Annotated in this window: 17 protein-coding genes and 5 pseudogenes; 16 read left to right on the plus strand and 6 right to left on the minus strand. The window is 59.7% G+C overall.

Annotation, left to right across the window (positions count from 1 at the left end):
- Positions 1 to 45: 45 nt before the first annotated feature.
- The 3 genes from NKI67_RS18345 to NKI67_RS18355 all read left to right on the plus strand — a co-directional run bounded on the left by NKI67_RS18345 (position 46) and on the right by NKI67_RS18355 (position 1,263).
- Positions 46 to 288, plus strand: a complete 243-nt coding sequence (locus tag NKI67_RS18345) for a DUF982 domain-containing protein (RefSeq protein WP_031212172.1) — start codon at positions 46 to 48, stop codon at positions 286 to 288.
- 373 nt (positions 289 to 661) lie between these two features.
- On the plus strand, positions 662 to 889 hold the full coding sequence (locus NKI67_RS18350) for a type II toxin-antitoxin system Phd/YefM family antitoxin (RefSeq protein WP_352646387.1): 228 nt from the start codon (positions 662 to 664) through the stop codon (positions 887 to 889).
- A gap of 212 nt (positions 890 to 1,101) precedes the next feature.
- Complete coding sequence (locus NKI67_RS18355; protein ID WP_352646343.1) at positions 1,102 to 1,263, plus strand: hypothetical protein; 162 nt, start codon at positions 1,102 to 1,104, stop codon at positions 1,261 to 1,263.
- A 54-nt stretch (positions 1,264 to 1,317) separates the two neighbouring features.
- Here NKI67_RS18355 and NKI67_RS18360 read toward each other — a convergent pair whose 3' ends face one another.
- Entirely contained in the window at positions 1,318 to 1,611 is a 294-nt protein-coding gene (locus tag NKI67_RS18360; protein WP_023678626.1) for a type II toxin-antitoxin system Phd/YefM family antitoxin, read from the minus strand.
- Between the two features lie 95 nt (positions 1,612 to 1,706).
- Here NKI67_RS18360 and NKI67_RS18365 point away from each other — a divergent pair.
- Positions 1,707 to 1,897 (plus strand): annotated as a pseudogene (locus NKI67_RS18365) (integrase); the annotation flags it as partial.
- Between the two features lie 69 nt (positions 1,898 to 1,966).
- On the opposite strand, the pseudogene NKI67_RS18370 reads toward NKI67_RS18365, so the two are convergent.
- Positions 1,967 to 2,188: pseudogene (locus NKI67_RS18370) on the minus strand (RES domain-containing protein); the annotation flags it as partial.
- Positions 2,185 to 2,519: pseudogene (locus NKI67_RS18375) on the minus strand (MbcA/ParS/Xre antitoxin family protein). The pseudogenes NKI67_RS18370 and NKI67_RS18375, both read right to left, overlap by 4 nt.
- 603 nt (positions 2,520 to 3,122) lie before the next feature.
- Between NKI67_RS18375 and NKI67_RS18385 the strand changes: the two are divergent.
- Positions 3,123 to 3,797, plus strand: coding sequence for a protein-L-isoaspartate(D-aspartate) O-methyltransferase (locus NKI67_RS18385; RefSeq protein ID WP_031212174.1), 675 nt, complete (start codon positions 3,123 to 3,125; stop codon positions 3,795 to 3,797).
- A 252-nt stretch (positions 3,798 to 4,049) separates the two neighbouring features.
- On the opposite strand, the pseudogene NKI67_RS18390 reads toward NKI67_RS18385, so the two are convergent.
- Positions 4,050 to 4,295, minus strand: a pseudogene (locus NKI67_RS18390) (group II intron maturase-specific domain-containing protein); the annotation flags it as partial.
- A 604-nt stretch (positions 4,296 to 4,899) separates the two neighbouring features.
- On the opposite strand from NKI67_RS18390, the gene NKI67_RS18395 reads away from it, so the two are divergent.
- The 7 genes from NKI67_RS18395 to NKI67_RS18425 all read left to right on the plus strand — a co-directional run bounded on the left by NKI67_RS18395 (position 4,900) and on the right by NKI67_RS18425 (position 11,091).
- Entirely contained in the window at positions 4,900 to 6,102 is a 1,203-nt protein-coding gene (locus tag NKI67_RS18395; RefSeq protein ID WP_352646348.1) for an ABC transporter substrate-binding protein, read from the plus strand.
- 77 nt (positions 6,103 to 6,179) lie between these two features.
- Positions 6,180 to 7,046 carry a branched-chain amino acid ABC transporter permease gene (locus tag NKI67_RS18400; RefSeq protein ID WP_091600116.1) on the plus strand — a complete coding sequence of 289 codons (867 nt, stop codon included), beginning with the start codon at positions 6,180 to 6,182 and terminating at the stop codon, positions 7,044 to 7,046.
- 5 nt (positions 7,047 to 7,051) lie between these two features.
- Positions 7,052 to 8,026 (plus strand): branched-chain amino acid ABC transporter permease, encoded by a 975-nt coding sequence (locus NKI67_RS18405; RefSeq protein ID WP_031212176.1) that lies wholly within the window; start codon positions 7,052 to 7,054, stop codon positions 8,024 to 8,026.
- Between the two features lie 4 nt (positions 8,027 to 8,030).
- Positions 8,031 to 8,810 (plus strand): ABC transporter ATP-binding protein, encoded by a 780-nt coding sequence (locus NKI67_RS18410; RefSeq protein ID WP_023678634.1) that lies wholly within the window; start codon positions 8,031 to 8,033, stop codon positions 8,808 to 8,810.
- Between the two features lie 2 nt (positions 8,811 to 8,812).
- On the plus strand, positions 8,813 to 9,535 hold the full coding sequence (locus NKI67_RS18415) for an ABC transporter ATP-binding protein (RefSeq protein ID WP_023678635.1): 723 nt from the start codon (positions 8,813 to 8,815) through the stop codon (positions 9,533 to 9,535).
- An 8-nt stretch (positions 9,536 to 9,543) separates the two neighbouring features.
- Positions 9,544 to 10,284: an aspartate/glutamate racemase family protein gene (locus NKI67_RS18420; RefSeq protein ID WP_031212178.1), complete on the plus strand. Its 741-nt coding sequence runs from the start codon at positions 9,544 to 9,546 to the stop codon at positions 10,282 to 10,284.
- Between the two features lie 102 nt (positions 10,285 to 10,386).
- Positions 10,387 to 11,091: a GntR family transcriptional regulator gene (locus NKI67_RS18425; RefSeq protein ID WP_352646390.1), complete on the plus strand. Its 705-nt coding sequence runs from the start codon at positions 10,387 to 10,389 to the stop codon at positions 11,089 to 11,091.
- Between the two features lie 1,037 nt (positions 11,092 to 12,128).
- Here NKI67_RS18425 and NKI67_RS18430 read toward each other — a convergent pair.
- A complete protein-coding gene (locus tag NKI67_RS18430; RefSeq protein WP_352646352.1) occupies positions 12,129 to 14,678 on the minus strand; it encodes a caspase family protein in 2,550 nt (849 codons plus the stop codon).
- A 726-nt stretch (positions 14,679 to 15,404) separates the two neighbouring features.
- Here NKI67_RS18430 and NKI67_RS18435 point away from each other — a divergent pair.
- The 4 genes and pseudogenes from NKI67_RS18435 (at position 15,405) to NKI67_RS18455 (ending at position 19,605) form a co-directional block, all read left to right on the plus strand.
- On the plus strand, positions 15,405 to 16,109 hold the full coding sequence (locus tag NKI67_RS18435) for a Crp/Fnr family transcriptional regulator (protein ID WP_352646354.1): 705 nt from the start codon (positions 15,405 to 15,407) through the stop codon (positions 16,107 to 16,109).
- Between the two features lie 940 nt (positions 16,110 to 17,049).
- A complete protein-coding gene (locus NKI67_RS18440; protein WP_084641415.1) occupies positions 17,050 to 17,820 on the plus strand; it encodes a response regulator transcription factor in 771 nt (256 codons plus the stop codon).
- Between the two features lie 1,096 nt (positions 17,821 to 18,916).
- Positions 18,917 to 19,114, plus strand: a pseudogene (locus NKI67_RS18450) (response regulator transcription factor); the annotation flags it as partial.
- 110 nt (positions 19,115 to 19,224) lie between these two features.
- On the plus strand, positions 19,225 to 19,605 hold the full coding sequence (locus tag NKI67_RS18455; RefSeq protein WP_156937391.1) for a hypothetical protein: 381 nt from the start codon (positions 19,225 to 19,227) through the stop codon (positions 19,603 to 19,605).
- A gap of 227 nt (positions 19,606 to 19,832) precedes the next feature.
- On the opposite strand, the gene NKI67_RS18460 is transcribed toward NKI67_RS18455, so the two are convergent.
- Positions 19,833 to 20,666: a LuxR C-terminal-related transcriptional regulator gene (locus NKI67_RS18460; protein WP_352646357.1), complete on the minus strand. Its 834-nt coding sequence runs from the start codon at positions 20,664 to 20,666 to the stop codon at positions 19,833 to 19,835.
- Positions 20,667 to 21,101: the final 435 nt, after the last annotated feature.

The raw sequence follows: 21,101 nt of genomic DNA on the forward strand, positions 1-21,101 counted from the left end.
GGCGTGGTTGAGAGAACTCTTAGTTAAGCCGTCTCTTATGTACGAATGTCGCTCCATTGGTTCTCCCCGCCAGTGTCCGTAAGGACCAGCCACCCTGGCATTGCCTATCAGTGCAACAACGTCGAGGGGGCCGCCGAGCAACTGTTGCAGTGGACCAAGCGTGGCCCCAAGTGGCACAGCGCAGTGCAGCTCTGCATGGACGCAATGATCGATCAGGTGAAACCCGAAGTGGTCCGCAGGGCGTTTCTCGAAGCGGCCAAAGAAGAGGGAAACCTACTGCCTCCTTAGCATCTGCGACCGAAAGCCCTACTCTTGGTCGGGCACGAACCTGACAAAGAGCATCATCGGCTCTGCAGCGAGGCGGCGGTCGTAGAACTGGCAAGCGAGGACCATTGGCTTGCCCGACTACCGCTGCGCCTTCAGCGATAGTCAAGCTATCCGGCATTTAAGTTGACTTGCAGGGGATTTTCTCTGGCGGCCTTTTCACTATCGATAATTCCCGCTTATCGATAGTGACTTGACCAAGGCTTGACCATCCGGCGAAATCGGCGCTGTCGTGGCGCAGAATTGCAATTGCTGGGCAAAGCAGCGCTCGTATCGACGACAGCGCACGGCGCGCCGCAGCACAGGAAGCTCGTACGAGGACAAAACAACCGTCACGGTGAAGGTCGGCGAGGCCAAGACACACCTTTCGGAGCTGCTGGCCAGGGTCGAAGCTGGCGAGGACATTGTCATCGCACGCGGCAACGATCTGATCGCCAAACTGACGCGGATTCAGCGCCGCAGCGACGTCGAGGCGGCAATCGAGGAGACCAGGGTTGCGCGCGCCCGCGCAAAGCCCGTGACGCAGGAGGAGGTCAGGGCCTGGCGCGACGAAGGACGTCATTAGCGATCCTCATCTAACGTCGTTCGTCGTCGACGTCTCGGTTGCTGCCGCCTGGGTGCTTCCCGACGAGAATGACGCGGCGGCCGAAGCCCTTCTGCGCCAGCTTCCAGGCGCTACCGCTCTTGTCCCTTCTCTGTTCTGGCATGAAGCGCGCAGCGTCGTCTTGAGGGCCGCTCGAGGACGCCGGAGCGGGCCAGGACGGCAAGATTTTAGCGTTGGCGGCACGCCACCAGCTCATCGCCTATGACCCCAGCTATCTGGCGCTCACCATCGAGAGCGAGCTTGCGCTTGCCATGCTTGACCGGAGGCTCGCCGCAGCCGCGCTCGCCGAAGGCGTCGCGATCCCCGCTCCGTGCGGCGAAACGAAAGACCCCTGACATGACCACAAAACCGCCCGCCTGAGAGGAATAATCAAAGAGCCGATCTTGCTTTCAGCCGGCGGCATTTCTTGCCATCAAGCGTCTTGCGCCGGGGAGCTCGTCGTCAAGATGGTCAAGACCCGGCTCCATTTCGGAGGCTTCGACCGGAGCGATTTCGTCCGCGCTGAGCTCCGCTGTCATCTCGACCCGCCGGTCGCGCTTCGACAGCCGGACAAAATCCTCGTAGGCCAGCAGCACGGTGCGCGGGCGGCGGTTCTTGGTGATGATGACCGGATCGCAGACCGCGGCATCCTGATAGGCGCCGAAGTTTTTCGAGACGGCGGCCGCGGTGACGGTCTCGGTCATCTGCGGGACTCCTTTGTTCCGGACGGGCTTTCCGGCTTTCCAAAAGAATCGGCGAACCGGACAAGAACGAGCCAGTGACGGGGCAGAATGCCAAGATCCAGAATGCTGAGATCATCGCGAGGCGGGCCGAAGCCCTCGACGCGCTCGATTCCGTGCTGCCCTTCGACCGCCGCGATTTTCTGGCCGATCTCCTGACCGAGACGACGTCGCAACGCTGCGCCATCTGGCCAGGGAAGGCATTGGCGCAAACTCTCTGCGGGCGCTCGCCTCCGACCTCGGCTATCTCGGCACAAGCTATATCTTCGAACCGGATCTCGGCGTCGGCCTGGCCTTGCGCCGTCCTCAGATCGACAACGTCATCGCAATCGATCTCGTACGAGCAGAGCACGCAAGGATCAATGCGATATACAAACCCTGATTTGCCTCCTTCACGACCGTCATTGTCGAGCGCCAGATAAAGCGTAGGCACACCTTTCGCGTTGCATCTGGCACCCCGAATAGCCGCTCCGTCCCCTGAGATCGGCTGGAAAAACCAACGCGGATCATGGGCGCGGTAGCAAATTCCGGCAAACCTCAAGCAAAGCCACCAACGGCGACATGATCCAGGTAGTCGCGAACCGCGCTGGCCTTGCCTTCCTTAACCAGAGCTTCCGCCGTCCGCCCGCCGAATGCCGGTATCGGCTGCGCCCGGTACCAGGCCATCGCCTGCTCTTTGCCTCCAGCCCAGTCGGTCACCCTGCTGATGATCTCAAGCATTTCACGAAGGCGACCTTGCGTCTTTGCAGCACGGCTACGCTCAACCCTATAGCGGGTTTCCCGTGCAAGACCCGCCGTTTCGGCAAGCTGACCTTTGGACATACCGAATCCATCCGCAACCTGGGCGATAGCGATCTTCCAGCCCGATCCATATAGGACAGCACCAACGGTTCGTTCTGAACTGGAACTTTCAACGCTTGGGTCAACCCTGTCTCCCTTGCCATATTCAGAAACACATTTCTTGTGCACCAGATATGGCATTGTGCGACGGACTACGAGCCTCGGTCGGGTGATGGGACGTCTTGAGGCCTCACCAGACGCATTCATACGTTCGTTTTCTGGCACATTCCTTATGTGTATAAACACCCCAAAAAAGCCCTGTCAAAAACGACCGAATGCGCGCACAATCGCGAGTGCCCCCGGCTGCGGCCTCATTGGTGATGCCCGCGTCTCGACCGAGGATCAGGCGAGCGCCCAAGTCGACGAACTCAAGGTGGCCGGCGGCCGCTTGGTCCATCAGGAGCACGGCTCCGGCGCCTCGCGCTCCCGGCCCGGTGCTGGCGAAGCTGATGCGCGCCATAGCCGCGGGACACACTGCTATGGCGATATGGCGCCCAGAATCTCCAGGGTCGCCGCCGGCGATAGCCTGCCAAGACTGTCACCTACGCTTGCCCTGGAAACGACGGCGGGCGCTACCGTGACGAACAGGATATAAGGCTCTCCGGCAGCAAGCTGGTTGAGGAAGCCCCACCGTCATGAAGCCAATGAACGAAGAGCACCTGGCGGTCCTACGCAGGCACATGGTCGAGATGATTGCAATCCATACCGACCTTGCAAGCGAAGAACTCGGCAAGGCGGCGCTCGATGAGCGGGTGATGGCAGCGATGCGGCGAGTGCCGCGGCATCTCTTCGTGCCAGCCTCGGTTGCACCTTATGCCTATCAGGACATGCCGCTGCCGATCGGCTTCGATAAAACCGTCTCGCAGCCTTTCATCGTCGCTCTCATGACCGATCTCATTGCGCCGCAACCGCACGAGGCGGTGCTCGAGATCGGCACCGGCCTGGGCTATCAAACCGCAATCCTCGCGGAACTCGCCGGGCAAGTTTGGAGCGTCGAAATCATCGAGGAATTCGCAAGCCATGCCGAGACTCTGCTGCAGGGCCTCGGCTTATCCAATGTCGGCATTCGTGTCGGAGACGGGTCGCGCGGCTGGCCTGAGCACGCCCCATACGACAAGATCCTGGTCACCGTCGCGGCCGGGCGGGCGCCGCCGGCCTTGCTTGAGCAGCTCAAGCCGGGGGGACGCCTGGTTCTGCCTGTGGGACCTGAAGATGTGCAGTTGCTGACGGTCATCGACAAGGATTCGGCAGGGCAACTGAAGACTCGTAAACTCATCCCGGTTCGGTTCAGCCGGCTCGAAACGGTCTAATGAGGTGCGACAACTGGCGCGACCGCGCTTTTCCGACCGTCAATCAGATGCCAGCCTTCCGCGTTTCTTCGCCCTTGGTGAACGCGAACAAACGGTAGAGTCGAGGTGTGGCGCAGTGGCGGTAGGTTGAACATATCTGTTTGCCGCCCCTTCGTCTGCCCTGCCTTATTGGTTCAACCTTGGCTCCGTTTCCACACCCCGCTCATCGAACCGGACCTGCAGATCTCCCGCATCCGGCTCTCGGACAAGTACTCACGCCTTCACCCACGACACGCCACGTCCAAGTTGGGTCAGACGTACGAGCCCGAAGTGCTCGTAAAGATGCGAGTCTGGATAGACCCCGCCCTTGCATAGTCTGGTCTTGTGTTTGGAACGCAGCCACCGGCGCAACCGCACTGCAGTGTAACTGTCGAGTGCCCGGTATGCCTTGCTGGTGGTTCCTAGCGAGAAATAGTTCGCCCATCCGCGCAGCATCCGGTTTACCTTCGCTACCAAACAATGTGGTCTCTTGCCATGTACCCTTTCGGTCGGTCAGCGCGTGGATGTTCTCCACAGCGCGCCTGATGCTCTTCTTCGATGGCCGTTGCGCCAAGCGGGCCGCTGACGATCCTTTCCGGTCGATCTTCCAGAGAATAGGTGGAAGGGGATCTCGCCGTGTGATGGCGCTCGGGGTGCGGGCACTATAGCTCGGGCCAGAGTGACGCAAGCAAAAGCAGCACAATTCGAACGAATGCGAGATTCCAGACGAGCGAACGAACCAGGGGAACCCAGCTGCGTAGGGCGGGAGATAAACCAGCCTGGCTGAGAGCCCGCTCCCGCCCCTATCTTCCCGCCGACGTTCCCGGCATCGGCATGTTCATTGTGCTTCCCAGCCGTAGGGGGAAATGGCAGCCGAATGAATACGCCCCAACAAATGCCAGCGCTACCCGAATTCGAGGCCGATTCGAATCCTTACGTGCTTCATCTACGACTGCTCACAAGATTGTTAACAATCTGAAAAAGTTTTGTTGACAGACAATTGATTTGAGCCTTCACTTACAAGAGTCCGCGTATCGGTCGAGTTCTGTCGCAACAATGCGCGGCCTCCAAAGGGGAAAGAACAATGATCAACAGGCGTTCAATAATCACATCCGCGGCGCGCGGCGCCGTCTCCGCGCTGGCAATCATGGCCGGCGGCACAATCACGGTGCACGCCGCCAACAAGGAACTCAAGATCGGCTTTGTCGGCGTGACGAGTGGCGCGGCCGCTGCGTGGGGCACATCCAACGTCCGCTCGATGCAGACGCGCGCCGCCTGGATCAACGAAACCGGCGGTGTGAAGATTGGTGACGAGACCTACGATATCAAAATCGTCACCTTCGACGACCAGAAGGACCCGAAGCGGGCGATCGCCGGCATGGAGAAGATGGCCCAGGAGGGCATCCACTATGTCGTCGGTCCGAATGTCGACGACGGCGCGGCGGCGGCGCGCCCCGTGGCGGAATCCAAGGGCATCATCTATTTTCCCTACGCGTTCCCGAAGGAACTCTACACCCCGCCGGCGTCCAATGCCGTGCTCGGCATGATCGCCAACTACCAGTCAGCTCCGGCGATCTACAAATATCTCATGGAAAACAGGGGCGTGAAGAAAGTTGCCTTTGTCGCCGCCAACGAATCCGATCCGCTGAGCCAGCGGGATGGCGGTGTTGCCGCGGCAAAGGCGCTCGGGCTTGAGGTTGTGGCTGCCACGGACGTCTACCAAAACGATACCCGCGATTTCACGCCGGTACTGACGCCGATCGTTTTGCAAAAACCGGACCTGCTGGTGCTTTCGGGTGTCGCGCCCGGCAATGCGCCGCTGCTGATCCGCGCCGCGCGCGAGCTCGGCTACGAAGGCCTGATCTCCACCGAAACGGCGCAGGATGCCAAGGTGCTGGAAGAGGGCGCGGGCGAGTTGGCCAACGGCTTCATCTCGGTCGGCGGCGCATCGACGCCCGAAATCGCGTCCGACACGATGAAGGAATTCGTCGACCGCTATACGAAAATGTTCGGCGAATACAATGACGAGTCCAACACCAAGGTCTACGCGCTTGAATACATCATCGAGACGCTGAAGGCGAACCCGGCCGCCATCGACAATGTCGAGGAGTTCAAGAAGACGATCGACACTTTCTCGGCGCCCAATCCCTATCTGAAGGGCGATGCCAAGCTGACCTATGTCGGAATGACGTCGTTTGGCCAGAAGCGCCAGCTTTCGGTCCCGATGGTGGTCACGGAATACCGCGACGGCAAGTTCGAGACGCTCTTCGTCGCTCAAGTCGATTGACGCAACTGCACTGAAGCGGATTGCCGCAGAGGCTCGTGCATTCGCCTTGAGCCTCTGAATGGCCGGGAACCATCCTGATGGAACAAGTCATCGCCAACGGGCTTTATCTTGGCGCGCAATACGCCTTGATCGCGCTCGGTCTGACCCTGATCTTCGCTCTGATGAACGTGCTTAACTTTGCCCATGGGCAGATGTACGTTCTCGGTGGCTTCGTCACCTACACCGTCTATGGCCAACTCGGCATGCCTTTCGTCGTCGCGCTCGTCGCGTCCGGGATCACGCTGCTGGTCATTGGAGCGCTGGTCGAGAAATTCCTTTTCAGAACGGTGATTAGGCGAAGCGTGCGGGAGGAAAGTACGATGCTTCTCGCGGCGGCGGTCGCATTCTTCCTCGACGCCGTGATCCTCCTCCTGTTCGGTGAAAAGCAGCGCGGCGTGCCGAAGATCGTCAACGGCGTCTTCGTCTCCGACAGCCTCATAATGCCTTACGACCGGCTGCTGGTCGGCGCTCTCGCCATACTGTTCATCGCATCCTTCGTGCTTTTCATGCAGTATAGCAAGCCGGGACGCGCCATGCGGGCGCTGGCGCAGGACCGGGTCGCGGCGCAGCTTATGGGCGTCGAGGTCGACCGCTATTCGATGATCGGCTTTGCGCTCGGCGCCATGCTTGCCGGCATAGTCGGCGGGCTGCTGGTCGCCATCACCGGCGTCAATTCGGGCATCGGCGGGCCGATCTCGATCAAGGCGTTCTTGATGGTGATGATCGGCGGGGCCGGCGTCGTCAGCGGAGCGATCGCCGGCGGCTTCATCCTCGGCATGATGGAATCGGTCGGCCTGACGGTGCTACGCCAATATGGCGACGTCACTTATCTCGTCATCTTCGCGGCGCTGATGGTGTTCCTGAGCATCCGCCCGAACGGGCTCATGGGCAAGCCGTGGGGGTGATCGACATGAAGCGTACACGCAACATCCTCGGCGTCGCTGTCTTCCTGCTGGTCGTACTCATCGGCGTGCCCTGGCTGATCGAGGCGACCGGTCGGCTCGACCTCTACTACACGCTGACTTCGGTCGCGTTGCTCAGCATCGCCAGCGCCGGGGTGTGGGTGACTTTCTACATCGGCCGCATCAATATCGGCCAGGGCGCCTTCGCGCTTATGGGCGGCTATGTTTCGGCCATCCTTGTCGTCCAGTATGGTGTGTCGTTCTGGCTGACACTGCCGGTGGCCGGGCTGTTCTGCGCCGCTGCAAGCGTGCTGATCGGACTGCCCATCCTCAGGCTCCGCGGCGTTTATTTCGCCATGGTCACGCTGGTTTTGACCGAAGTGGCGCGGCTGCTCGCGCTGGCACTGCCGATCACCAACGGCGCCAAGGGCATGGTCAGCATTCCGCTCCCCGGCGGCATCTCGATCTTCGGGCTGACCATCCTTCCGGATTTCGCGACGCTCGCCAATCCGCGTCCCGCCTTCTATCTGGTGTCGGTTGCGCTGATGGTGCTGTGCTTTGCAGCGCTCTACCGCCTAGTCCATTCGCGCATCGGCAAACTCTGCCAGTCGTTGCAGCAAAACGAGGAACTGGCCTCCTCGATCGGCGTCAACATCGCCTATCTGCGCGTCATCGCCTATGCCATCTCCTCGTTCCTCGGCGGTCTCGGCGGTGCGATGTTCGTCGCCATCTCGCAATCGATCTATCCGTCGAGCTTCACCGTCACCGACTCGGTGAACTTCATGCTGAACTGCTTCCTCGGCGGGCTCGGCCACGTCTTCGGGCCGATGATCGGCACCTTCGTGCTCTATTTCGGCTGGGATTTCCTGTTCGAGACCGGCGAGTTCCAGTTGCTGATCTTCTCTTCGGTGCTGATCGCGCTGATGCTGTTCCTTCCCAACGGCCTGCTCAGCCTCAGGCTGTTCGGCAAGAAGCAGGGCTAGGACCATGACTGAGCTTCTCCAGATCAAGGCAGTGACCAAACGCTTCGGCGGGCTGGTCGCGGTCAACAATGTTTCCTTCGCCGTCCGCGAACGCGAAATCCTCTCCGTGATCGGTCCCAACGGCGCCGGCAAATCAACGCTGTTCAAGCTGATTTCCTCTTTCCTCAGTCCGACCTCGGGCGAGGTGCTGTTTGGCGGACAGCGGATTTCAGGCCTGGCGCCGCATATCGTCGCCCGGAAAGGCGTCGTCCGCACATTCCAGGAGACGACGATCTTCAAGGGCATGACCGTGCGCGACAATGTCATAATCGCACATCACCTGCGTTCCAATGCCACCCTTGCCGGCTTCTATCTCGGCACGACTACAGCGCGGCGCGACGAGGCCGAATTCGGCCGATCCGCCGACGAGATCATCGACTTCCTCGATCTCGGCGCGCAACGGCATGAGATCGCGAGCACGCTGCCGCACGGGCATCTGCGCGCGCTGGGGATTGCCATCGGCCTCGCCACCAACCCGACCGTGCTCCTGCTCGACGAACCCTTTGCCGGCATGAACCACGACGAAACCGTGCGTGCGGTGAAAATGGTGCGCGGCGTCCGCAAACGCGGCGTGACCGTGCTACTCGTCGAGCACGACATGCCCGCCGTGATGAACATTTCCGACCGTATCGTCGTCCTGAACTTCGGCGTCAAAATCGCCGAGGGAACGCCGAAAGAAATCCAAGAGAACGAAAAGGTCATCGAAGCCTATCTCGGCGCCGAAGACGAGACGATCGGATTTTAGCCATGAGCGAACTGCTGAGCGTCTCCAATGTCGAACTCTACTACGACCACGTCTATGCGCTGAAGGGCGTGTCACTGAGCGTCAACGAGGGCGAGACGGTAGCGCTGATCGGCGCGAACGGTGCGGGCAAATCGTCAATCCTGCGCGCCATCACCGGCCTGAAAAAAGTCCGCAGCGGCGAGATCCATTTCCAGGGCCGCCGCATCGACAAAACGCGGCCGGACGAACTAGTCAGGATGGGCATCGCTATGGTGCCGGAGGGCCGGCGCGTCTTTTCCTACATGACCGTGCGCGACAATCTGATGATGGGCGCATTCACCCGCACCGACAAGGCCGACATCGCCAGGACGCTGGACATGGTGCTCGGGCGTTTTCCGCGCCTGAAGGAACGCTATTCGCAGACGGCGGGCACGATGAGCGGCGGCGAACAGCAGATGCTGGTGATCGGGCGGGCGCTGATGGCCAAGCCGAAGCTGCTCTTGCTCGACGAACCCTCGCTCGGCGTCGCGCCGAAGCTCGTGCAGGACATCGCCCGCTCGATCGTCGCGATCAACCGCGACGAAAAGGTCAGCGTGCTGCTGGTCGAGCAGAATTCGCGCATGGCGCTGCGCATCTCGCAGCGCGCCTACGCACTGACGACCGGAACGATCGCGCTGGCCGGATATTCGGCTGAGCTGCTTGCCGACGATCGGGTCAAGAAACTCTATCTCGGCGGCGAAATATGAAGGCGCAAATGGACATACTCGTCGTCAATCCCAACACCACCGCGTCCATGACCGAGAAGATCGGCAAGGCAGCACGCGCCGCGGCTTCGGCCGGCACCAGGATCATCGCGGCCAATCCGAAGGATGGGCCGCCGAGCATAGAAGGCTATTTCGACGAGGTCTTCGCCATCCCGGGAATGATCGGCGAGATCCAGAAACATCCGGCGGCGAGCGCCTGCGTCATCGCCTGCTTCGACGACACCGGCCTAGACGCGGCGCGCTGCGTCGGGGAGATGCCGGTGGTCGGCATCGGCGAAGCGGCGTTTCACATGGCGAGCCTGATTGCCGGCAGGTTCAGCGTCGTGACGACGCTGTCGCGTTCGGTGCCGGCGATTGAGCACAATCTGGTGCGCTACGGCCTCGCCAGCCGCTGCGCCAGGGTGCGAGCAAGCGACGTTCCCGTTCTGGAGCTCGAAGTGCTCGGCTCCAACGCCCGCCATCGAATTTCTGAGGAGATCGAGTGCGCCATCCGCGACGACGGGGCCGAAGCGATTGTGCTGGGATGCGCCGGCATGGCCGATCTCGCCGCTGCGCTCAGCCGCGAACACGGCGTTCCCGTGCTCGACGGCGTCGCCTGCGCGGTAAAACTGTGCGAGAGCCTCGTCGGCCTTGGCCTGTCGACTTCGAAGCGCGGCGGCTATCAGGTTCCACTCGAAAAATCCTTCGCCGGAATCTTTGCGTCCTTTTCGCCCTCCGGCCGTGTATCCTGATGCGTGCAAATTTGTTGACATTCCCGCACAGGATGTTCGATGTCCGGCCTGAAACGCGGTGTTCGCGCCGCTATGCGATCGGGCCGCCAGGACAATGAGACGATGGACCTGCTTGGACCAAAGACACGGGATGACGACAAACCGGCGATGCGCTGGTTTCCGGTCTATGCCGGCCTGCGCGACGCCATCGTCAGCCACCGCCTCGCACCGGGTACAAAACTGCCCGAGGACGAACTCGCCTCGATCTATTCGGTGAGCCGCGCGGTGATACGCGCGGCGCTGCAGGCGCTGTCGCATGACCGCTTGGCCCGGCTCGAGCCGAACCGCGGTGCGTTCGTCGCCCAGCCGACCAAGCAGGAAGCGCGCGAGGTGTTCGAAGCGCGGGCGCTGATCGAGCCCAAGGTCGCGGCGCTTGCCGCCGACGTGGCAAAGCCTGCCGAGATCGCGCAACTGCGGCTTCATCTCGAAAGAGAGCACGAGGCCCTGCATGCCGGCCGCGACAGCGACGCCATTATGCTGTCGGCAAAATTCCATGTCGGCATCGCCGAAATCGCCGGCCATTCGATCCTAACCGGCTTCGTCAAAGACCTGCTGTCGCGGTCGTCGCTGATCATCGCGCTTTACTGGCGCCGCCGCGACACCACCTGCGAAAGCCAGGCCCATCACGCCCTTGTCGATGCCATCGAAAAACACGACGCAAAAGACGCGTCCGACCTGATGCGAAGCCATCTCGTCGACCTGCTGTCGGGCCTTGATCTGTCGCTTGGCAAGAAGAAGCCCGACAGCCTGTCGGACATCTTGCGCTGATCTCCGCTGTCAAGCCTTTCGCGGGAGTTCGCCTATGTCCGCGTCATGCTGGGCGTGATTGAAGGCATAGCTTCGGTCCATGACTACTACTGCTTCTTCGTTCCTGCCGTCATAATGGTAGCGCTCGTAGAGTCCCGCGGCGCTGCCCTCCCGGCTGCCACTGCTCCTGCTGGGCCATAGAGTCAAATCGGTCCCTCCCGTACAACGAGCCGATCGGGCGCGCCCGATCAGAGCTTGAAGCAACATAAAGCGCGTGTTGGTCGCTCAAGCCGACCCGGTGAAACGCGATGCGCTCGAGCGGGCACATCTGCGCAATGGCAGCAGTTCGTGGTGGACGGCTCCATGTCGCTTCAGGTGGGTATGATAACGGCGACAGCGCGGAAATAGACATGTGAGGTGAAAGAAGCGCTTTGGCAACGTGCGAGTCGAGGTCAGCTGGGCAAGCATCCAGCGGGACGACATTGCGAATGACAATAATGTGTGCCGATCCGGACTTTGTCTCTCTTTCTTAGGCGTCAGGAAATGGCGCAACCTCCTGGTTCAGGAACCGGAACATCTGGTACAGTCGAGGTGTGGCGCGGTGGCGGTAGGTTGAACATATCTGTTTGCCGCCCCTTTCGTCCGGCGGTGCCTTACTGGTCCTCCTGAATCGATCAAAGGCCACGGAACGCTACGGTCGTGCGATCCTTCTTTGGCCCTCACAACCTGACCTGATCAACCCCCCCAGCCGCCTCCCCCGCCTCCGCTTCCGCTCCCGCCGCTCCCGCCCGAAGGAGGAATGATGACAGGCGCAGGAACAGGCTCCTCTTCAACCGGTATAATCACTTTCTTGGCGGCCACCGGTTTGGGAGTGGGCTTGACCGACTTTGGCCGAGGCATCGTGCGAACGACCTTCGGCGGGGGCGTGCTGACCAGCGCCGTCGGTTCAAATTTTGGTGTCAGAGAATTGCAGCCCATGAGGCCCGCCAGGACGCCGGATAGCGTTGTTCCGATGATTGCTCGCTTCAATGCCCTTTCCACCATTGCCTCCTCCTTGATCAAAACAAGTCCCGACGCGGATTGGCTTCTTCCCAGACTCGTCTGGCCGCGCGAACCAGTTGAGTGTCGAGTGAACCGGACCCGGGGATCTTCGATTTCAGTTCCTGGCGCAGCTGCTTCAGCGCCGCCGTTTTCGGCTTCGGTCCGAATTTTGCCAGCGTCCTTTGGGCATCCGGCAGTTCCTTGCGCAGGTCGAGCGCAGCCGCAAACGCAAGGAAACGCACTGCAGTGGCCTGATCGGCCTTGTCGCCCTTTTGCAATTCGAGGGCCGCGCGATCGTAAGCTGCGAACTGATCGCCCCGCGCGATCCCAATTTCGAACAATCTTTGCGCTTCCGCTAGGTTCCGTTCCACGTCGACACCGTCCCGATACATGCGTGCGAGGCTGCCCGGAGCATAGGGCTGGCCGAGATCGATTGCCTTCTGAAAAAGCGCCAGCGCCTCTTTCGGGTCCTTCTGAACGCCCTGCCCAGACAAGTAATTGCGGCCGAGCAGGTTCATCGAATACATGTCCTGCCGCTGGACGCCGGCCTCCAGGAAGGCAACGGCGCGGGCCGGATCGGCGGTCACGCCGTTGCGGCCCTCGGTGAAAATTGCGGCAAGATCGTTCATTGCATAGGTGTGCCCCATCGCCGCTGCCTTGAGCAGCAGGTCCAAACCCTTGCTGGTATCAGGTTTGACGCCATACCCATTGAACAAGGCGCGACCCCACGACGTCATGCCATAGGGATCCCCCTTGTCGGACGCCGCCGCGTAAAGCGCGTTGGCCTGTGCGCGGTCGACGGCCATTCCGGTTCCGGTCGCATACATGTAGCCGAGCTCGAACACGGCACGGACGTGTCCCTTCTTGGCGGCTTCCTCGATGGCTGTCCTGCCCTCCTGGACCTTGCCTGCCGCAAGGAGCGCGCGTCCCAGTTCATAGCGAAAGCGCGCGACATCGGGATAAGCCTTGACCGCGGCTTCGCAAACCTCCACCGCGCTGGCGCCAATTTCATTTGGGAGCAGGCCGGGGACGACGCCTTGCAGGTCGAGAGGCTCGCCGGCAGCCGTATCGCACGGATCCACTGTTGGCGATAATTTCATTGTGGCGGGCTTGGATGATCTGCTGTCCGCCCGGATTTCGAAGCCAACCTCGACCGCGGCTTCGGCGCCGATCTGGGGTTCGTAGCGCAGCCGGTCGACTTCACCGGACCTCAGGCTCGAGTCGGGCGCCAGGGTTCGATCGGGCAGCGAGAGCGTTCCCGTTGCCGGATAACCCGAAACTTTCAGGCTGACCGCGGGATCATCGGTCGGGAAGTCCAGGTTCAGCGCAACCGGACCGACACCCACGGGAACATCGATGTCGCGGTTTTCGATCGCCTCGGCCGCACCGGTGATATGGATGCCACGCTCCAGCACCTGTTCTTTCTGCTCGGCTTCGAGCGAGGCCATGATCTGTTCGCCTTGCGCACCTTCGCCGCTCTTGACCCGAAATACCACGATGCCCTGGGTTTGGCCGCCCCAGTTGTCGTGCGTGGCATAGGCCAGCATATCCACCTCTTCCTGCGTAGCGACACCCTTGGGAACATCCATCTGCAAATGGGGCAGGTCCTTGCCTTGGATCGGCACGCCCACCTCGACAGGCTTGCCGTCCAGCATCAGGCGCCCCAGGGCAGGCGGTCTTTCGATGCTCAAGGTGATCGTGCCGCCGTCGACGTCGATCGGTTCGGGCAGGCCCAAGCCGACGGGTCCCACTCCCGACAGCACGACCTTTTCCAGCACCGGCGGCAGCGAGGGGCGATTGCTGCGGCGCATTAGCACGACCTCGTCGATCAGCGACGAGTTCTCCCAGGGAACCTGGAGGCCGTTTGTGGCTTCCACCACATCGCGGCGCACCGCCGCCATTACGGTGCGGATCTCCTGGTTCGGGGCCAGCGCGCGACGGGAAAACGCCGCCGAGAACGGGCTGAGTTCGCCGGCGCCGTCATAAGCCGCCGCCCCGGGTTCGGTGGCAAAGGCAATCAGGGTGTTGAGCGAGCTTCTGACCTGCGCGAGCCCGGTATTGCCGGCAGTGATGAGCTGGTCTCTCAGCCAGTAATTCTTGCGCGGAAACGGATTGTTGCGGCAGGCATCGAGGATGATCACCTGGATCTTTGATTTCGAACGCAACTGTTCCAGCACATCGTTGAGCTTGACGGCCTGGACCTCGATGTCAGCCGCCTGCTTCAACGACGCATCGACCGGGATCAGGAAGTTTTCGCCGCCGATCTGGAAGCCGTGACCGGAATAGTAGACCACGGCTAGGTCGGCGCCGTCGACTGCGGCCAGATAGTTGCGAAACTGCTCCTCGAACTGCAGCTTGGTCAGATCGCTGGCGACGAAGACCTCAAAACCGGCCAGTCGAAACGTTTTGGATACATCCTCGGCATCCCTGGCCGGGTTCTTAAGAGCGGGGAATTGTCGGTAGTCCGAATTGCCGATGACAAAAGCGACCCTTCGGTCGGCGCAAGCGTCAAAGGTCGTGAAGCTCGTAAGGATGAAGGCTGCGATGAATCCGCAAAGTCGGAGCATGGCAAATCCCTAACCGCTGTTACGTGGCAACCACGAGAACACAGCATGTGGTAGCAAGGTCCATTAGAGGGCATGCAATCTGCCGAGACAGAAAGGGAGAAAAGCCGTCGCGACAGCGGGCATATTCCTCATTTATCAAGTACTAAAGTACATCAGAGGCTGAGTGTCCGCAATGATTGTCAAACGGCTTCTGAACTCGGCTATTCGGACAGTGGTCGCTTTGGTCTCTTTAACTACGCCCAACGATACGAGCCGCACCGGAGCACCGACAGCAACCATTTCCGGTCGCGCCGATGGTCCGACTGCTGGTCAGCGGTCTGCGCTTCAGCGCCGCGAAATCCGCTCGCCTACTTAGCAAGATGTGCCGGACGGCTGGCCTCAAGACGAAAATCGGGCTGCTATTGGGATCGACGCGACATGGGTTCACTGTGCCGACTTATCCCGATGATCCGACATTTGACTTGGTCCGGCGAGAGCTAGGACGCCGGTCGCAGGCTAGCTGCTGCTGAGCAATGATCTTACCGCACTTCTGCAGGCCTTGGCGTGGATCGTGTCGCCTAAGTCGGAAGATTTGGCCGCCTGATGCTTGCAATCCCTTGATCTCAAGGGAGTCTACCTCATTCAAACAGACGAGGACAGTAGGCAATCCTGCCTCTACCGTCGGTGGTCCTTCTGTGAAACTCGTGCGGGAGCAATTATTGTAGGTTGTGCGGAAATCGAAGCAACATGCAAACACTGTTGCAGTTCATACACTCGCATCCCGTAGGGGGGACATTCTCGAAGGACGATTGGGGTAACAACGATTTTCTCGGTGTGACCGCAAGAATTTACAAACCCCATTCGGTGATATGCCGCCAGGATGACAACAACGATGGGATATTCATCGTAAAATCGGGTTGGGCCCTCCTTTACCGCGGACTACTGGACGGAGAACGGCAGATCATCGACACTCCTCTGCGGGGGGACATTGTCGGGTTCCGTTCCGTGGACGGACCCCGTTTAGCGTCCCTGGCGTCCATAACCGAACTAGCTGTTTATGAAATTTCCAGCAAGAAACTGGTAGAGGCCATCTTGTCGGAAGGCCGCCTCGGCAAGACTATCGCCTGCTCCCTGGCCCGCCTGAACGCCATCCTTGCCGAACATCTCATGAATGCCGGGCGGCGGAACGCGATGAGCCGCACCGCCCATTTCCTGCTCGAGTTGGAGGAGAGGCTCTCGAGCGTTGGCCTGTCGGCCCATGGAGGATATGAGTGTCCCCTTACCCAGCACGAATTGGCCGACATCCTGGGAATGACCACCGTTCACCTCAATCGGACGTTGGGGGAACTCCGCAAGGCCGATCTCGTCGCTTTCAGGGCAGGCCATGTAGAGGTGATCAACCGCAAGAAGCTGGTCAAAACAGCCGGATTCGACAGCGAGTACCTCAGGTAAAGGTTATTCCCTCTAGCTCGGGTTCAATTGTCTCTGGCGGGGCTTTCGCGTCGCCCTGCGGCGCGGTGCTGGGCGCCAGCGCATAGGCCATCAGCAAAATTTCTGCTGGAAGGCGACAATGCGCCGTCGCTGGAGCAGTTCCACACGATGTTTTCCGGGCTGGTATTGGGCTTACCTGGCCGCAGTCTATCTTGACGAGGGCAGCCGCAAAGGCCCGATTATCATGACCGACGGCACCATGGCCTATCGCATGAGGAGAAGGTGCTGCCGAAATGCGTGTAAGCTGCCCATAAACTCGGCAGATACAGCCGGGTGTTCTCGGACCTAAAGCGCTTGGCCAAGGATGCCACGAACTGCGCCCTGGTCATGCCAATATCCACCTTCAGGAATTCTCGTCTACAATCGCGAGGAACTACCGGTCCTCCCTCGAATGGCTGCTGGGGTTGGGGTTGGCTAAGCGGTCCCATTCCTGAGAATGGCATCATCGCCAACCCGGTTGATCAACCTCGCAGAGCTATCCCACTCCTTGGCATTCCTTGAGCGGTCGGGAATCGTTTCAACGGTTGGCACATGGCCAAAGAGATTGAATCTGACCGGACCCGCGCGTCACGATCGAACTCGCGGGAGGCTTCAAGGCGGGTGACGCGGTCTCAACACATGCCCTCAGGCGAGACCGTCGACGTGAAATTTCCCAAAAATTAACTTATGTTAGAGAACGCTTATAAATAGACGATAGGCTGCACAAGCTGTTCTCTCTAGGGGGCGAAGAACTGCTGAGAACGCGCGAGCTGGGTGAGCGTCACGCCTTCACAAGGCCGGGTATTCATACACGAGCGCATTCAAACACAGGGCTGGGTATTCAAACTTTCAAATTGCGAGACAATGAGGGGAGTTTTGGCAGCCGCAACGCGGCTTGTATGCGAAAAGATTGGGGATTGACATGGGTTCCACAGCAGGACGGCATAATCACACTTCGGCCAATCGGTCAGGAGTCCTGTCCAGCGGAACGGAAAATGTCCACGGCCAAGGAGGCAGGGGATGCCTCCTCATCCTGGACGGAAGGGCCCTAGACCGCGAGTGTCTCGCATCGGCCCTCGCGGACCACGAACTCGGCATGGAGATCGCCGCCATGGGTTCGATGGATGAATGGCGCGTGAAGAAGGGCTCGGCACCTCCCCTTGCAGCCATACTCTTCAACCTTGGCGGCCGGAAGGTCACCGATCATGGCATCGCAGACGAGATTAAGCATATTTCGTCCGAATTCAAATCGGTCCCGGTGGTTATCCTGGCCGACACCGAAGATCTTGCACACATACTGACCGCTCTCGAATGCGGCGCACGCGGCTACATTCCGACCTCGGTCGGAATCGATGTCTGTGTCGAGGCTATCAACCTTGCGGCAGCGGGAGGCATCTTCGTCCCGGCGAGCAGTGTCCTTTGCATGCGCCACCTGATAGGTTCAGACAGCCGCGACACGCAGCCTTTGAAAGGCATGTTCACGCTCAGGCAGGCCGAGGTCGCCCAAGCGCTCCGGCGCGGAAAGGCGAACAAGATCATCGCTTACGAACTGAACCTGCGCGAAAGCACCGTGAAGGTCCACATCCGAAATATCATGAAGAAGTTGAAGGCGACCAATCGCACGGAAGTCGCCTACAAGGTCAACGATCTCTTCGCGGAAGGAACTCTTGCTGAAGCGTATCCCAAGCAATAAGACTGCCCGCCTCCGGTGAATCCTGGCGGGCCCGTGTTTGTGAAAGTCGGGGGATCTCCGTTGCAGTGAATGGCATCCGGGAGCCGCCCGAGACACAGCGGCCCCTGCCCCGGTGCGGTTGGTTGCCCCGAGCCTCCTGATAGTATGCTGTAGGGGGATTTGGCGGGGTGCTCCGAAACGCGCGGCTTCGTTACGATGATCTTGTTCTCCAGTCCTCTGGAAAGCTGTTCCAAGGGCGCGGTGTCACAGGCAGTGGTCCGCCTCCTCGGGCTTCCACCACAAGGGCTAACCGAGACCTTATAGAGAACGCGTAAATCCTCAGCCGAGCATGTAGACCTTGCTGCCGGAATGGAGGTCCGCATGTCTGAGCAAAGCCTTCGTTTTCGCAAATCCGTCCCTGCACGAACGCGGCCGTGAACTAATCCCGGGCGGCAGCCACACGCAGCCTGAGGCTTGGTGAGGGGTGCGAGCCCTGGCTTTCAGCCGCTCCGGGCGGCAGCCAGCACTATCGTGGCGCCGGATGCGCGGGCCGCGAGAGTTGCCGGGCTTGGACTCCCGGGGGGCATGGGTGGTGCCGCCGGTCTGGCGCGGGGCGGCGCGGCGTGACAGGCGGGAGAACCGCGGGCCCAGGGGCCGCCGCGACCACCCGCCATTTTGGGATGCCGAGGAGAAGGCGATCTTGACGTGGCGCGCGCTGATCCTGACCAGCGCCCGAGCTTCAGCAGCTTGAGGAGCAATGTCTCACAGCTGGCAGTGGCGGCTGGGTGTGGGCCAGGGCGATGCGGCGCAGCGCGCACAACAGCACGCGTGCCTTCCGGGCATCGAAATGCGCGATGGTCTGCCGAGCCGCTCCTTGCGTTGCACCTGCGGTGAGCAACAGAGAAGTTGCCTGGCACGGCCCCTGAGGCGGGCCAGTTCTGCTATTGCTACCTCGATAGATTGGCCAGACTGACGGCTTCGTCGAGGTCGCCTCTTCATTCATCAGGCGAGTCAAGCCGTCGATCAGGTCATCGACATAGCAGAATGATCGGGTTTGCGACTAGGAGCCGGAGATCGTGATCGGCTCGTTCTCCAGGGCCTGGACGACGAAGTGGGAGTTAGGCAGGCCGAGGTTGCGCAAGCGCTCCGGCGCGGCAAGGCGAACAAGATGATCGCCTACGAACTGAATTTGCGCGAAAGCACGGTGAAGGTCCACATCCGCAATATCATGAAAAAACTTAAGGCGACCAACCGCACGGAAGTCGCCTACAAGGTCAACGATCTTCTCGCAGAAGGAACTCTGGCTGAAGAGTGAGCCCAAGCGTAACACTGCCCACCTTGCGAGTCCCGCGGCCGTATTCGACTGTTGCCCAATAAATTATATTCAATTATATATTGTGAAGGTCCAAGGGCGGGATCGGCAAGATGAACTGCTATCTAAGCAGACTCGGGGAAGGTGTGTCTTCCTACCCATCTTATGGCCTCCTCGATCGTATCGAAATTCTTGTGCTGCCCGCTCAGCAGCCCGAATCCCGTCTCGAGGAACCATTTGCCTTTGGTGGAGTAGGCTTCCTCGTCGATCTGGGTAAGGACCGCCACCAGTTGGTCGCATTTCCAAACCAGGAGGCCGTATTCTCCGCCTTCAACCGTTCCGATCCGGGCTTCGCTGAACGACAAACCAGAAACAGTTTTTGTTTGGCCCATTTAATGAAAAATCCCCTCAAATTCAAAATGGCAGTAAAGATCCGTCATCCTTGTGTTTTTTATCAATCACGCACAGAGTTCAAACCGTTTGAGGCGATCTAATTCGTGATCCACCGCAGTTGAGTACAGAGGACAACGGGCAAAAAAAACAACCGGATCTAAGTCGGGTCGTGGTTACACTGGCGGGATCCATATGATACGCCCCTGTGATGCGGTTTCCACCGCGCCTCTTCGGCCATCGCCCAGAATGATTTGAGCCTATGCGTTCTTGATCGGGAACGAGGCTTCGGCAAGTGAATGCACCAGCCAGAACGAAGATCTGTCGCAGGTCATATAGGAGGACGATTGTCGAAAACCAGGTATCCATTTTTTGCTTCAAGTAGATCATGCCAATGGTGAGACCGCTGAGGTACCACCTTATCGTTCCCCGACGCGCCGTTGCCAGACGGTGGAGTAAGCATACCATGATTCATCGCCCAAACTGCGGCCTGTGTTCGGTTGCGGACCCGAATCTTTCGAAGTATGGCTTTGACGTCTACCTTCACCGTAGCCTCGGCAATGTTAATTTCGCGCGCGATGGTTTTGTTTGACTCCCCTTCGATCAAACGGCGCAGAACACAGTTCTCGCGATTCGACAAAATTACCTTTTCTTGATCGCCACTCTCCACTTTATCTTCCACCTTTGGTAACTCATCAGCTATCAGTTCAGCCGTCGGTTCATTTTTCGAACCTTGCATTATATCTTGAATAACCATCGAAGTTTCCGCAGGTAGTACCGTTTGCCCAAGCATAACCAATTCGAGAGCTTTGATGAAGGTATCGTAAGCAGCGATCTTTGTCAGATACCCGTCAGCCCCCGCACGAAAAGCTGAGACTATGTCGGCCGTGCGACAGTGATTAGCTAGCGCAACGACATGGCTGGCTGGGTAAATCGCCTTAAACTCAACAATTTGCGCGAATTCAGCTTCCGCATCAGCACCGCCGATATCTATGATTAGCAAGATCGACCGGTGACGCGGCAGCGGCTTCTGCAAAAGATCGTTAACAGAAGCCGAAGAGAAAAGAATACAAAAATCTTCTTCATTCAGGATTCGACTTAGACCTTCTCGAAGTAACTCGCTCGGTCCGACAAGCACGGTTATGAAAGATTGCCTTGTCATCATCGCTTCTCACCCGGCGTGATTGGGATACACGCGTCGATTAGGCGCTCCACGCGCCAACCGCACAGTTTCTTTTTTAACTTTACGCCAGGAAAACCGTACACCAAAATACCCTCTTTAGGCGTAGGGCAGCATCATCGAGGCGTATCCCGGATCTTCAGCCTGGGGCTTTTTGGTCAAGAACCCGAGCTCGTGGTTTCACCGACTCAGCCCATCGTGGCAAAGGATTGCGCGGCCGCGAGGATTACCGGGGCTTGGTTTCCGGCGGGCCGATGAAAGGAAAACATGGGACGGCCCGTCCGCTATGGTTACCTCGATATGATTGCCAAGATTGACGGCTTGATCGATTCGCGCCTTAATTCATCTGACGCGTCAAGCTGTGCATCAGGTCATCCACGTAGCAGGGCGCAGAACCACGGCGCCGGGGGAGCGCGGCGG

The sequence above is a fragment of the Mesorhizobium sp. M0408 genome, from assembly GCF_040321495.1.
Lineage (GTDB): Bacteria > Pseudomonadota > Alphaproteobacteria > Rhizobiales > Rhizobiaceae > Mesorhizobium.

Bases quoted from the DNA above. Each gene is read 5' to 3' on its own strand.
- NKI67_RS18430 (WP_352646352.1), bottom strand. From the start codon at position 14,678: ATGCTCCGACTTTGCGGATTCATCGCAGCCTTCATCCTTACGAGCTTC.
- NKI67_RS18345 (WP_031212172.1), top strand. From the start codon at position 46: ATGTCGCTCCATTGGTTCTCCCCGCCAGTGTCCGTAAGGACCAGCCAC.
- NKI67_RS18425 (WP_352646390.1), top strand. From the start codon at position 10,387: ATGGACCTGCTTGGACCAAAGACACGGGATGACGACAAACCGGCGATG.
- NKI67_RS18435 (WP_352646354.1), top strand. From the start codon at position 15,405: ATGCAAACACTGTTGCAGTTCATACACTCGCATCCCGTAGGGGGGACA.
- NKI67_RS18415 (WP_023678635.1), top strand. From the start codon at position 8,813: ATGAGCGAACTGCTGAGCGTCTCCAATGTCGAACTCTACTACGACCAC.
- NKI67_RS18455 (WP_156937391.1), top strand. From the start codon at position 19,225: ATGAACTGCTATCTAAGCAGACTCGGGGAAGGTGTGTCTTCCTACCCA.
- NKI67_RS18405 (WP_031212176.1), top strand. From the start codon at position 7,052: ATGAAGCGTACACGCAACATCCTCGGCGTCGCTGTCTTCCTGCTGGTC.
- NKI67_RS18385 (WP_031212174.1), top strand. From the start codon at position 3,123: ATGAAGCCAATGAACGAAGAGCACCTGGCGGTCCTACGCAGGCACATG.
- NKI67_RS18420 (WP_031212178.1), top strand. From the start codon at position 9,544: ATGGACATACTCGTCGTCAATCCCAACACCACCGCGTCCATGACCGAG.
- NKI67_RS18460 (WP_352646357.1), bottom strand. From the start codon at position 20,666: ATGATGACAAGGCAATCTTTCATAACCGTGCTTGTCGGACCGAGCGAG.
- NKI67_RS18360 (WP_023678626.1), bottom strand. From the start codon at position 1,611: ATGACCGAGACCGTCACCGCGGCCGCCGTCTCGAAAAACTTCGGCGCC.
- NKI67_RS18400 (WP_091600116.1), top strand. From the start codon at position 6,180: ATGGAACAAGTCATCGCCAACGGGCTTTATCTTGGCGCGCAATACGCC.
- NKI67_RS18395 (WP_352646348.1), top strand. From the start codon at position 4,900: ATGATCAACAGGCGTTCAATAATCACATCCGCGGCGCGCGGCGCCGTC.
- NKI67_RS18440 (WP_084641415.1), top strand. From the start codon at position 17,050: ATGGGTTCCACAGCAGGACGGCATAATCACACTTCGGCCAATCGGTCA.
- NKI67_RS18410 (WP_023678634.1), top strand. From the start codon at position 8,031: ATGACTGAGCTTCTCCAGATCAAGGCAGTGACCAAACGCTTCGGCGGG.